General features: G+C 52.7%; 14 protein-coding genes. 4 read left to right on the forward strand and 10 right to left on the reverse strand.

The window, feature by feature from the left end; genetic code table 11:
- Positions 1-61 precede the first annotated feature (61 nt).
- Together DFP90_RS00090 and DFP90_RS00095 are read right to left on the reverse strand one after the other, a co-directional pair.
- Positions 62-1222: a homocitrate synthase/isopropylmalate synthase family protein gene (locus DFP90_RS00090; RefSeq protein ID WP_115934395.1), complete on the reverse strand. Its 1161-nt coding sequence runs from the start codon at positions 1220-1222 to the stop codon at positions 62-64.
- A gap of 136 nt (positions 1223-1358) precedes the next feature.
- Entirely contained in the window at positions 1359-1685 is a 327-nt protein-coding gene (locus tag DFP90_RS00095; RefSeq protein ID WP_115934396.1) for an NIPSNAP family protein, read from the reverse strand.
- Positions 1686-1769: 84 nt separating this feature from the next.
- On the opposite strand from DFP90_RS00095, the gene mazG reads away from it, so the two are divergent.
- Positions 1770-2567, forward strand: coding sequence for a nucleoside triphosphate pyrophosphohydrolase (gene mazG, locus DFP90_RS00100; protein WP_115934397.1), 798 nt, complete (start codon positions 1770-1772; stop codon positions 2565-2567).
- A gap of 7 nt (positions 2568-2574) precedes the next feature.
- Here the strand turns inward: mazG and DFP90_RS00105 are convergent, their stop codons facing one another.
- Positions 2575-3270, reverse strand: a complete 696-nt coding sequence (locus tag DFP90_RS00105) for a helix-turn-helix transcriptional regulator (protein WP_115934398.1) — start codon at positions 3268-3270, stop codon at positions 2575-2577.
- Positions 3271-3367: 97 nt separating this feature from the next.
- Here DFP90_RS00105 and DFP90_RS00110 point away from each other — a divergent pair, with 97 nt between their 5' ends.
- The 3 genes from DFP90_RS00110 to DFP90_RS00120 all read left to right on the forward strand — a co-directional run bounded on the left by DFP90_RS00110 (position 3368) and on the right by DFP90_RS00120 (position 5130).
- Complete coding sequence (locus tag DFP90_RS00110; protein WP_181905113.1) at positions 3368-3721, forward strand: VOC family protein; 354 nt, start codon at positions 3368-3370, stop codon at positions 3719-3721.
- A gap of 459 nt (positions 3722-4180) precedes the next feature.
- Positions 4181-4411, forward strand: coding sequence for a hypothetical protein (locus DFP90_RS22635; protein ID WP_147300889.1), 231 nt, complete (start codon positions 4181-4183; stop codon positions 4409-4411).
- Between the two features lie 2 nt (positions 4412-4413).
- A complete protein-coding gene (locus DFP90_RS00120) occupies positions 4414-5130 on the forward strand; it encodes a hypothetical protein (protein ID WP_115934401.1) in 717 nt (238 codons plus the stop codon).
- A 22-nt stretch (positions 5131-5152) separates the two neighbouring features.
- On the opposite strand, the gene DFP90_RS00125 is transcribed toward DFP90_RS00120, so the two are convergent.
- From DFP90_RS00125 to DFP90_RS00155, 7 genes are all read right to left on the reverse strand, one after another.
- A complete protein-coding gene (locus DFP90_RS00125; RefSeq protein ID WP_115934402.1) occupies positions 5153-6355 on the reverse strand; it encodes an adenylate/guanylate cyclase domain-containing protein in 1203 nt (400 codons plus the stop codon).
- A 17-nt stretch (positions 6356-6372) separates the two neighbouring features.
- Positions 6373-7245 carry an NAD(P)-dependent oxidoreductase gene (locus DFP90_RS00130; RefSeq protein ID WP_115934403.1) on the reverse strand — a complete coding sequence of 291 codons (873 nt, stop codon included), beginning with the start codon at positions 7243-7245 and terminating at the stop codon, positions 6373-6375.
- Positions 7246-7288: 43 nt separating this feature from the next.
- Positions 7289-8092, reverse strand: a complete 804-nt coding sequence (locus DFP90_RS00135; RefSeq protein WP_115934404.1) for an inositol monophosphatase family protein — start codon at positions 8090-8092, stop codon at positions 7289-7291.
- A gap of 93 nt (positions 8093-8185) precedes the next feature.
- Positions 8186-9514, reverse strand: coding sequence for a GTPase HflX (gene hflX, locus DFP90_RS00140; RefSeq protein WP_425452123.1), 1329 nt, complete (start codon positions 9512-9514; stop codon positions 8186-8188).
- A gap of 13 nt (positions 9515-9527) precedes the next feature.
- Positions 9528-9770, reverse strand: coding sequence for an RNA chaperone Hfq (hfq, locus tag DFP90_RS00145; RefSeq protein ID WP_115934406.1), 243 nt, complete (start codon positions 9768-9770; stop codon positions 9528-9530).
- 158 nt (positions 9771-9928) lie between these two features.
- A complete protein-coding gene (locus DFP90_RS00150) occupies positions 9929-10621 on the reverse strand; it encodes an HAD family hydrolase (protein WP_115934407.1) in 693 nt (230 codons plus the stop codon).
- Positions 10621-11484, reverse strand: coding sequence for a D-amino-acid transaminase (locus tag DFP90_RS00155; RefSeq protein ID WP_115934408.1), 864 nt, complete (start codon positions 11482-11484; stop codon positions 10621-10623). The genes DFP90_RS00150 and DFP90_RS00155 overlap by 1 nt, the downstream gene beginning before the upstream one ends.
- Positions 11485-11494 lie beyond the last annotated feature (10 nt).

Genomic DNA, 11494 nt, shown 5'->3' on the forward strand with positions numbered 1-11494 from the left:
CACTCCATATGATATCGCGGATTCAAAAGGATCATGCAGGTATAACAATGACCTATCACTTTCATTTATTAATTCGGTCAAGGTTCATAAGAATATCGTCGACATCGGACACTTCAATTTCTTGTTCATCAGATAGCCGCTTAATCTCGAAGGTTGCTTGCTTCAACTGTTCAACGCTCAATGACAAGCCCAGCGCTTCGGACCGGACCCGGATCGCATTCCAACCGGTCAGGCGATGGGCCAGGTTCAAATGGCGCTCCAGCCCAAATTCCTCAGGCACAATCGCCTCATAACTGCCCGGATCCTGCAATACGGCTTTCAGATGAATGCCCGCCTTATGGGAAAAGGCGGCCTTGCCCATGATCGGATGGGAAAATGGTATTTCCACACCAACGCAGTCCGCCACAAACCGTGTAATGTCCTGCAACTGATCCAAATGATAATGTTGACGGATATGGTCGGGCGAACGGGTATAAAGAAAAGCAATCATGCTCTCCAGAGAAGCTATGCCGTTTCTTTCTCCTATCCCTAAAACAGAGCAATTGACATGGCTGGCCCCACTCAATGCCGCCGTACCGGCATTGGCATCTGCGCATCCCGTATCATTATGCCCGTGCCATTCTATGGCTTTGCCGGTCTCTTCCCGCACCCACTGAACCATTTGCTGAACATCCATCGGGCTTGCCACACCCGTTGTATCAGCCAGCCCAAAGCGATCAAACAGGCCGCTCTGAGCAAGCGAGCCATATACCTTGGCAAGGTCCTCCCGGCCACACCGGAATGCATCTTCGTTGGAATAGCGCAATTCAATGCCGGGAGCACGGCTTCTTGCCAGTTTGGCACATTCTTCCGCGGTCCTAATAACCTCGGTAATGCCTTTGCCATGACTGACGGATCTCAGAATTGGAGAGACCGCCATCACCATATGCAACGCACCCACACCGCTATCCAAGGCAATCCTCACATCCTCCGGATGACAGCGGATATGGGCCGCAATTTTGGTGCGCGGGAGATGCGACACCAGTTTCTCCGCATCCTTGAACGAGCGTTCGCTTGCTGCGGGATTTGTCACTTCCAGATAATTCACCCCAAATCCGACTAGCATCTCAGCAATACGGCGCTTATCCGAACTGGTGAAATCGGCGGTCTGAAACTGCTCACCTTCACGAAGGGTCGTATCAATGAGCGTAAGGTGACTAAGGTCAACCGGGGCAACTGTCATGGAATCAGCCTAACAGAGGAACGTGTAGAGGAGTAGCATGGATCGCTCTGAAACGGCTCGCCACAGGGATGCTCTTCCCCATAAAATCAAGAAAAACAGAAAACCCGTATGAAAACAGTGAAATAACAGTGCTGATTCAACTCAGCTGACCAGCATCCGGCGAAAAGGACACCGGTCGGATAATTTTGGTTTCCTGAGACCTCACCAGCCCTTCGCTCTTTACCAGGAAGTCAGCCCATGCCGGATCGGCATTCCGCTGTGCCCGCCGCGCTTCCATGTCTGCCAGGCTCCTGTATCCCCAAAGATGAACCAATTGATCCTGCGGGCCGATTTCCGTGACGTAATATCCCAGAAGATTGCCGAGATGCTTCTTTTGAACCGGCAGACCAATCTCTTCAAACAGCTTGAGATATTCCTTGGTTTTCCGGGGAACAATATTGTAGGTCCGGTGGTCGATGATCACGGGGAAATCCCTCACTTGGCAATTGAAATCACAGGCCGGGGATTTTAGTGTCCACAGGCATTGTTGCAATAGCAGGATTTGAACATGACCGCGAATATCGACCGTCTGATCGGCATCATGGCGCAGCTGCGCAATCCCGAAGGCGGATGCCCCTGGGATCTGGAACAGGATTTTTCGACTATCGCCCCTTACACAATCGAAGAAGCTTATGAAGTTGCCGATGCCATCGATCGCGGAGATTTTGATGACCTGCGTGACGAACTGGGCGATCTACTATTGCAAGTGGTGTTCCATGCCCGCATGGCTGAGGAAGAAAATCTGTTCGCCTTTGATGATGTCGCTGGCAGCATTGCGGACAAAATGATCCGCCGGCATCCCCATGTTTTTAGTGACCATGACGCCGACAATCCGGATGCAGTCCGGGTTAGCTGGGAAGATACCAAAGCAAGGGAACGTGCGGAGAAAGGCCTGACGAAGAGCGCGCTTGATGGGGTCGCCGTGAATCTGCCTAGCCTGACCCGGGCTGAAAAACTGACCAAGCGCGCAGCCCGTGTCGGATTTGACTGGACCGAAGCCAGGGATATCTTTGACAAAATCGAAGAAGAGATTGGTGAATTACAGCATGAGATGGACATCAATGCCGCTCATGACCGGCTGGAAGATGAATTGGGTGACCTGCTCTTTTGCATGGCGAACCTGGCCCGCCATCTCAAGATTGATCCGGAACTCGCCCTCCGCAGGGCGAATAACAAATTTTCCCGACGTTTCAAAGAAATGGAACAGGAATATAAGAAACAAGGAGAAGAGTTGAAGGATCAGACTCTGGCAAATATGGAGGCAGCCTGGCAGTCCGCTAAACGACGCCTTGCAGCAAACGACTAATCCTTGGTTAGAAATCCTCCAATTCGTAGCCTTCGCGTTTGAGGAAATCAATCAGGCGACGGCCGGGCTGATCTGGAAACATGTCATCCAGGAAATCCACGCCAATCATGCGGTCCGGACGAAACGCCCGAAAATCCTGCCGCAATTCGCACCATCCAAGGATGTTCCAAACCGGACCAAAAAACGCCAATGTCAGTGGCCAAATAGTGCGATTGCTGCCTTTGCCTTCTGCCGTTTGGTAATTAAAATGTAGCTTTCTTTTTTCCCGAATCCATTGGCGGACCCGAGCCAGATCAGTTTCAACCGGCACTTGTGATCCAGAAGACGGTGCTGCTATTGACTGGCTCATGATGCTGGGCCGAAGGTTATCCGGCAATACCGCCCCAATTTTGGCGATCACATTTTTTGCAGCCTTTGCCAACTCCGGATCTCCCCATGTCTGGGTGATCCTGGTGCCAAGCAACAATGCCTCAATTTCATCCTGAGTGAACATCAACGGCGGCAGGTCATATCCCTGACGCAGGACATAACCAATGCCCGCCTCACCTTCAATAGGTACCCTCTGGGCCTGGAGTGCCACAATGTCGCGATAAACGGTCCGAACCGAAACCTCCAACTCTTCTGCCAGGTCCTGCGCGGTGGTTACACCACGGCGCCGCCGCAATATCTGAATTATCTCAAAAAGCCTGTCGGCACGGCGCATCGCGCTTTCCCCCTAATTCGTCACCCCTACTGACAAGATGCTGTCAGCACTCCTGTTCTATAACCGTTACGAAAAAGATGCAACAAAGGAAGAACAAATGAGGATTGTCAGTTTGTTTCCAGTCTTCCCCACCAAATGCCTGGAGGAATGCCGGCAATTTTATCAAAATCTGGGTTTTCAGATCAGTTATGAAGATGACTTCTTTCTCCATCTTTCCTGGCGGGAAAACCCGCTCTTGCAGATTGGTTTCAAAAAAGCCCAGACCGTGCGCCCCTCAAACCATGGAATCCTGGCGCTGGAGGTCGAAGATGTCGACGCAGTCTATGCCCTTTTAAAAGATAAGGGCATGAGGATCGAACAAGAACTGGAAGACCTGCCCTGGCAGCACAGGCAATTTTCCATCCGGGCGCCTGACGGACAGTCCGTCGAGGTTTTCACCCAGACTGAGTGATCCGGATCAAACACCGTATTTAAGCCATTCCTTAAGGATTCGGTTTTATCATAGGCCAGTTAAGAGAGCATCGTAGCGAGCCAGCAATTCAGGGGAAGAATTGTGAAAATCGACCGACCGGACCAATCCAACAAATCCGCTGAATTCGTCAAGTTATCCCTGAGAGAAGTCTTGCAAGTCTCTGGCGGCGATAAGAATCCTAGTTGCTGGATGGCCTGCCCCTGCCCTGAACGCAAAGACAGATGCGGCCATGATTGCCCGGGGATCAGCACCGCGCTGTCTTCTGACCCGGTGCTATATCCGCTTGAAATACGCATCGCCCCCTTGGTTTATGAGTTATCGAAGATGCGTGTCTTTCAACCCTGCTGGTCCTGCGAGGGTCATGAAACAGGAACAGGGGCCCTATGGAAGCTGCCCCAGATTTGGTTTTATGTCGGTGCCGAAATCCAAGCGAGACTGATGGCAGACGCATTACGCACCTTGCTGGGTAACCGGGCGATTGCATCGGAATGGGAAGTGGCGATCACCCGGTCGGCCTCCGATGATCCAGAAACCACATATTGTTTAAAACCGGTCGCGGGAGAAACGGTCAAGCTTGATCAATTGCAAAGAGACCTCAGCATTCTCACCGAGCAACTGCCCGAAACCATCCGGCAGCAGGCCAGAACCATGCTGGCGGCTATGAACTGACCATGACGGATCTCAAACCTGTCACCCTTGCCAGGGATCGTTTTGGCACTTCTCCAATTTCGCTGGAATTGAATGGCGACACCAGTTGCACGGTCAATGTTGCGATCCCCCAATTTGATCAAAGAGTTCGCAACCATTACGCAACTGATCAAGGGTCCAAGGATCATGATCCACCATTCCAGGATTTTGGTCTGGTCCTCACGATGAACCGAGATTGCCTCTTAAACCTGTTGCAGTCCAATGAAACCCTTGATCCAACGATCAAACCGCTCTTGCAGAAATATGGTGCATTAATCATACGGCGCGCACGCCTGGAAAAAACAGACACTGCAGCCAGTCAGCGCAATATTTTCCCGAACCTGAAATTTCACTATGACCGAACCATCAGCCAGGGAAATTATTATTCGCTGTTTTTCCGGGATCCGGAAGATCCCAGTCACTGTCCCCCACGAACATCATCCACCCTGATCACGTCCAACGCCGTCATACAGCTTGAGGCGCAGAGGTCCGGTCAATGGAATGGCCATTTGCAGCCCTGGTACGATCTATTCCAGAATACCGATGTAAAGAACCTGACCGGTGATATCCTGCTGGAACAAACCTGGAGCGAGCCAGAGGGAACCGGCGAGATCGTCATTCTCGACAACAGCACCGTTATGCATGCCAGCTATTATCGACAGAGCAAGGGGTATCCTATTGGCGTGCGATACCTTTATTAGCTGACCTAAACAAATTAGATAATTAGTTTAGAGTGAATAAGTTTATCTCGCGGGAAACCCCATCAAACCGATGGGCTCCCAATGCACGCCAATGTTCGCGCGGGGTCAACTCGGAAAAAGCCTCAGAAACCAGCATACGCTCACCAAAGGTCTTGGTGGCGGCTTCCATCCGGGCTGCTTCATTTGCTGCCGGTCCAATCACAGAGAACTCCAGACGTTCCGGCACGCCGATATTGCCATACATGACCTCACCAACATGCAGTCCAATCCCAAACTGAATGCCATCTTCCTGGGCCTCGTCTTCTTCCAAAAGCTTCAGCGAGCTTTTGGCAGCTGCCAGAGCCATTCTGGCGGCACGTTCCGCCCCACCGGGACCTTCGATGGCAAAAATCGCCAATACCGCATCGCCGACGAAGCGTAGGACTTCGCCACCATGATCCATCACAATGCCGGCCGTCATCTCAAAATAACGGTTCAACAGAGCTAAAAATTCTTCGGGGGGCATCTGGTCGGCCAACCGGGTCGAGCTGCGCAGGTCGTTATACCAGATAATGGCCCGGATACGTTCGCCATCGCCACGTTTAATCTGGCCTTCCAGCACTTTCTGTCCGGCATAGGGACCTAGATAGGCGGAAAGCACGTTTCGGGCCGTCTGTTCCCGGATGATTGATTTCACGCCCAGCGCCAAGCGCGGAAACAACCGGCGCAGGGCATTTATCTCGTCCTCGGTGAATCCCCCTTCTCGGTCGGTCGCCCAGGAGGAGATAAAACCGTCCAAATTATCCTTGGCCTCGTCCATTTTCCCAAAAGAGACCATCATACCAAAGTAATCGGTGGCACCACGCTCCCGAAAAGACTGGAACACAGGGTATTGATTACAGCCCTCACCCGTCTCAAGATGCGCGCGCAACTCGTTTTCACCATTGTCAATCATCGCTTTGAGCGGGCTGCGAAGCCATTCTTCATCATCTTTTTCACTATGAAGGTGACGCACCAGCTCCACCCGGCCGGTATCACTATGCCAGGTAAAGCTGATTGCCTGAAACATAGGATGGAGCCAGCTGCAGGCCATGTGAGCCCGCCATAACGGGAACCCGGCCTTGCGCATTTTCGCGCAAAAGCCTTTTAGAAGACGCTCAACAGACGTGCCTTCCAGTGCCCAGGCAATCACCTGGTCACTGATATCTTGCACAAAGTCGCCACGACAATCCGCCTGCTTATTCATCTGTGTCTTTCATTGTCCTAACTGTTGGCCAGCAAATGGATCAGACTGGACGTGTCCCAGCGGTTTCCGCCACGATCCTGCACCTGGGCATAAAACTGGTCAATCAGCGTGGTAACCGGTAGCCGGGCACCATTATTGCGGGCTTCTTCAAAGCAGATTCCCAGATCCTTGCGCATCCAATCGACCGCAAAACCGAAATCAAACTTGCCTTCCGCCATGGTCGGCGCCCTGTTTTCCATCTGCCAGGATCCAGCCGCCCCTTTGGAAATCACATCCACGACCTGTTCAACATCAAGGCCCGCTTTCTGCGCAAAGTTGACGCCTTCGCTCAACCCCTGTAACAGACCGGCAATACAGATCTGATTAACCATCTTGGTCAATTGTCCCGCACCACTGTCGCCCATGCGCTTACAGGCGCGCGCAAAAGCCATAATCACCGGTTCAACGTTGTCATACACACCGGCATCCCCGCCGCACATAACCGTCAGAACTCCGTTTTCAGCACCGGCCTGGCCTCCGGATACCGGGGCATCGATGAATCCTATTTCACGTTCCTGCCCCAGTTTATGCAATTGTCGCGCGACATCGGCGCTGGCGGTGGTGTGATCAACAAAGACAGCCCCCTTGCTCATGCCTGCATATGCGCCATCATCCCCGAGAACAACGCTGCGCAGATCGTCATCATTGCCAACACAGGCAAAAACGATATCAGCACCTGCAGCGGCCTCACGGGGTGTGGTTTCAAAACGGCCGCCAAACTCGGCAACCCATTTCTCGGCCTTGGCGGTTGTCCGGTTATAGACTGCCACCTCATGGCCGCCTTTGTTCAGAAGATGCCCGGCCATCGGATAACCCATTACGCCCAGCCCGAGAAATGCCACCTTTGCCATAGAAACGTCCCTTCATTTGACTAACCCGGCAATCTATAGTCGGTCAGCTGCCTAACAGGCTGCCTTTGATATCTTGCCATATATGAATGTTAGGTGTCGAAAGCAAACCCTCAACACGATCCTGCACCCGATATTCCAGGCCGTCTAACCTGGCAACATAACCACCGGCTTCCTGCAGCAACAGGACACCCGGTACATGATCCCAGCTCCACAGACGGCGGTATAGCGAAAACTGCCGCTCGCCACGGGACTGTTTCAGGAAATCCTGACCAGCGCATCCAAGCCTTTCAATCCGGCCCAAAAGACCTGCTGCCTGCTTGACGTGATCCCGTTGCCCTTTCGGGAAATAGGCCAGATTGACCTGCCCCAGCCAGTCACCTGCCTCCGGTGCCTCCGGCACCTTGATCTTATCCGTTCCCCAGTAGGCTCCGTTGCCTCTTTCGGCAAATGCCGCTTGTTTTTCAAGCGGCAGATAGATCCATGATTGAACCGCCTGCCCCTTGATGATCAGGGCAACCATGACACAAAAGATCTCACTGCCACGGGCGAAATTAACCGTCCCGTCGACAGGATCCACCAACCAAACAGCATCATGATCTTCAAGATGCCCCAATATTTCCGGATCCCGGGAATGTGCTTCCTCACCGACGACCACAGAGCCCGGAAGAATGGCCGGCAACTGTTCACTCAAGAAATGCTCGGTTTCGATATCCGCGACGGTAACCAGGTCTCCCGGTGCCTTTTGACGCACTTCATCATCGGCCAGACTGCGATAGCGCGGCATTACAAATTCATCTGCGGCGGCGGCCAGCAGTTCTGTTACACGTTCCGGTGATGAAAGAGACATGTTTTCTGGCTTATCTGCTTGGCGAAAATAGTAAAATCCGTATGCCGCCCTGTATAAACCGATTTGCCGGTTTTCTAAAGACCGTTAACAGGATTATTCCGGTTTCCCGGCCACCGGCCCGAACAAATTCTCCATCTGTCCCACCAACTTGTCTGAAACCGAAATCGTCAGCTCCATGCCTTCGTTCAGATCCCGGCGTTCAATCACATGACAATTTTCATAGAGCCAGGCGATCTGTTTGCCGTCTCCATAGGCGACCAACCGGGTCATGCGCTCTTCTCCACGGGACAAGAGCTTCTCCAGAATCAAACCGAATGTATCAGTGCCATGACCGTTGATAGCAGACAATACGACGGTATTGTCCTCGCGCTCCGCCCGTTCAAAAACCGCGGATGCCTCTTCTTGATCCAGAAGATCAGCCTTGTTCCAGACCTGAACAATCGGCACATCGGAATCCAGGGACAGGCTTTCCAGCACTTCCTCCACATCCAGGCGCTGTTCTTCGCTGTCCTCGCTGGCGATATCCCGCACATGAACGATGACATCCGCCTCGACAACCTCTTCCAGCGTCGCCCGGAACGCGGCAACTAGGTCGGTTGGAAGATCAGAGATAAAACCGACCGTGTCCGATAGAATGACATTGCGCCCTGTTTCCAATCGTATCGCCCGCATGGTGGGATCAAGAGTCGCAAAGAGCAAATCTTTGGCAAACACTTCAGAACCGGTCATATAGTTGAAAAGTGTGGATTTTCCGGCGTTTGTATAACCAACCAATGCCACAACAGGATAAGGCACACGCTGCCTGGCGGAACGCTGTAACTCCCGGGTGCGCTTTACTGTTTCCAATTCACGATTCAGCTTGCCGATACGCTCGTCAATCAAACGGCGGTCAATTTCAAGCTGACTTTCCCCGGGTCCACCAATAAAGCCGAGACCACCGCGCTGGCGCTCCAAATGGGTCCAACTACGCACCAGCCGCGAGCGCTGGAATTTCATCGCCGCCAATTCAACCTGTAACCGGCCTTCATGGGTGCGGGCCCTGGCTCCGAAAATCTCAAGGATAAGCCCGGTCCGGTCAATAACCTTGCAGCCCCATTCCTTTTCAAGGTTGCGCTGCTGAACAGGGGTCAGCGCACAATCCATGATCACCAGGTCGATCTCCATCTCTTCCACAAGATGGGCCATGCGCTCACGCACACCGCCACCGATCAAGGTGCCTGGCTGGACTTTGTCCACCCGGATATTTTCCGCATGCACAACATGAAGATCGATGGCCTGGGTCAGGCCAACCGCTTCTTCAAGCCGTTTTTCAGGGTCGCGCAATCTTTCACCACGCTGGCGGATGACCGGATGAAGCACAAGAGCCCGGCTCTGTTCAGCCGGGCCCCCACCCTCTCCGATCGCACTGGAATGCGTCGGCAATTTCGTTCCTAACTTACTCTTCTTCTTTATCCGGCTCAAACAGCTGAACCGGGGTCGACGGCATAATCGTCGAGATGGCGTGTTTATACACCAACTGAGAATGCGCATCCCGCCGCAGCAGGACACAGAAATTGTCAAACCAAGTAATGATGCCCTGCAGTTTTACACCATTGACCAGGAAAACAGTCACGGATGCTTTATTCTTACGCAGGTTATTCAGAAAGACGTCTTGCAGGTTTTGGTTCTTTTCGGACATTAATGCCCCCTGTATTCTTATTGTTTGAGGCAATCGCCACCATTGCCCATTCCATCGCGAGGGTACCCCGTCAATTACTTCTATTCAATATCAGAGTTAGATGGCAACACTATAATTCCCAAAGGAAATTGAATTTTCATCTCTCTAGAGGTTTCTTTCTAGTCCATCAGGTCCCGGACAGCCTTCAACAAACCGATACTGTTGACCACATCCAATTGCGGAGGATGCTTATGAAACTCGTCCGCCTCCGGATTATCCTGATGAATCAAAACTGCAGAACAACCTGTACGATGAGCGATTTCCATATCCACCCCGGAATCCCCCACAAACCAGATCTCCGGTCCCGCCGTTAGGCCCGCACGCTCTAGCAGCATGGTCAGCGGGTCAGGAGCCGGCTTGTCCCTGGCGGCATCGCCCGCACCGATAATCTCGCCAAAATAGCCCGTCCAGTCCAAATGATCGGCTTCATCCCGCAGATAGTTGCCGGTTTTATTGGAGACCACCCCCAGAAAGATGCCGTCACCGTAGAGCGCTTGCAGCATCTCACCGGCACCAGCCATGGGGATCAGGGCTTCCAGATGAATTGCCCGGAAACGCCCGTAAAAATATTCGCGCACCTCTTCCCACTTTTCTCCGAACAGTTCCGGGAAACTGTCGCGCAGGGAATAACGAACGTTGCCCATCACCGTTTCCAGGCTCCAGGGTTCCCGCCCATAAGCCACGAAAGTTTCAGACAAAGCCTGGTGTATCACCGGCCAGCTGTTGACCAGGGTATTATCCCAATCAAACAAAATGGCTTTCGGTTTCGGCAAGGAGACTACCTCACCGCCAATCTTGGCTTCCGCTCGCATCAACTAGCCCCCTTGCCACCGGCGTATTCCTGATAAGCCGCAAGAAGCTTCAGACCAAAAGAACCGGGCTTGCCATTGCCCAGAACATGGTCATCAATTTTGACAATCGGTGTCACAAAAGATGTTGCGCTGGTGGCATAGGCCTCCAACGCCTCATAGGCTTCCTGAAGGGTGAAAGCACGTTCTTCCACCTCAATGCCGTTTTCCACCGCCAATTCCAGAACAGTCTTTCTGGTAATCCCATGCAAAATGTCCTGGTTCAGTTGCCTGGTCACCAGCTTCTTCTCCTTGGTCAGGATCCACGCATTGGAAGAGGTTCCTTCCGTCACGTAACCGTCGTCATCCACCTGCCAGGCCTCGTAAGCACCGGCTTCCACAGCCGCCTGCTTGCCCAGGCAGTTTGGCAGCAATCCAATGGTCTTGATATCACGGCGCGCCCAGCGCTGTTCGGGCACGGTAATGATTTCCACGCCATCGGTGAATTTCGCCATTCGGGCAAAATCCATCCGTTTGGTGGTCATGACCAAGGCAGGTTTCACCGGTTTGGTCGGGAAAGCATGGTTTCGCGGTGCGACGCCACGTGTGACCTGCATATAAACCAACCCATTGTCGATGCCGTTTCGCTTGACCATTTCGCGGCAAATCATGCGGATCACATCCCGTTTCACCGGCATATCAATCCGCAACTCGGACAAGGACCGTTCCAACCGATCCAAATGGCCGGCTTCGTCAACCATCTTACCGTTCAGGATAGTCACCACTTCATAGACACCATCTCCAAGCTGATATCCCCGGTCTTCGATATGGACCGTTGCCTCACCATGATGGCAATAACGTCCGTTGACATAGGCGTAACGCGGCATCGACTTAACC

Origin of the sequence: Aestuariispira insulae (genome assembly GCF_003385955.1) — a bacterium.
Taxonomy (GTDB): Bacteria; Pseudomonadota; Alphaproteobacteria; order UBA8366; family Aestuariispiraceae; genus Aestuariispira; species Aestuariispira insulae.

Bases quoted from the DNA above. Each gene is read 5' to 3' on its own strand.
- DFP90_RS00090 (WP_115934395.1), bottom strand. From the start codon at position 1,222: ATGACAGTTGCCCCGGTTGACCTTAGTCACCTTACGCTCATTGATACG.
- mazG (WP_115934397.1), top strand. From the start codon at position 1,770: ATGACCGCGAATATCGACCGTCTGATCGGCATCATGGCGCAGCTGCGC.
- DFP90_RS00105 (WP_115934398.1), bottom strand. From the start codon at position 3,270: ATGCGCCGTGCCGACAGGCTTTTTGAGATAATTCAGATATTGCGGCGG.
- DFP90_RS00110 (WP_181905113.1), top strand. From the start codon at position 3,368: ATGAGGATTGTCAGTTTGTTTCCAGTCTTCCCCACCAAATGCCTGGAG.
- DFP90_RS22635 (WP_147300889.1), top strand. From the start codon at position 4,181: ATGGCAGACGCATTACGCACCTTGCTGGGTAACCGGGCGATTGCATCG.
- DFP90_RS00120 (WP_115934401.1), top strand. From the start codon at position 4,414: ATGACGGATCTCAAACCTGTCACCCTTGCCAGGGATCGTTTTGGCACT.
- DFP90_RS00125 (WP_115934402.1), bottom strand. From the start codon at position 6,355: ATGAATAAGCAGGCGGATTGTCGTGGCGACTTTGTGCAAGATATCAGT.
- DFP90_RS00130 (WP_115934403.1), bottom strand. From the start codon at position 7,245: ATGGCAAAGGTGGCATTTCTCGGGCTGGGCGTAATGGGTTATCCGATG.
- DFP90_RS00135 (WP_115934404.1), bottom strand. From the start codon at position 8,092: ATGTCTCTTTCATCACCGGAACGTGTAACAGAACTGCTGGCCGCCGCC.
- hfq (WP_115934406.1), bottom strand. From the start codon at position 9,770: ATGTCCGAAAAGAACCAAAACCTGCAAGACGTCTTTCTGAATAACCTG.
- DFP90_RS00150 (WP_115934407.1), bottom strand. From the start codon at position 10,621: ATGCGAGCGGAAGCCAAGATTGGCGGTGAGGTAGTCTCCTTGCCGAAA.
- DFP90_RS00155 (WP_115934408.1), bottom strand. From the start codon at position 11,484: ATGCCGCGTTACGCCTATGTCAACGGACGTTATTGCCATCATGGTGAG.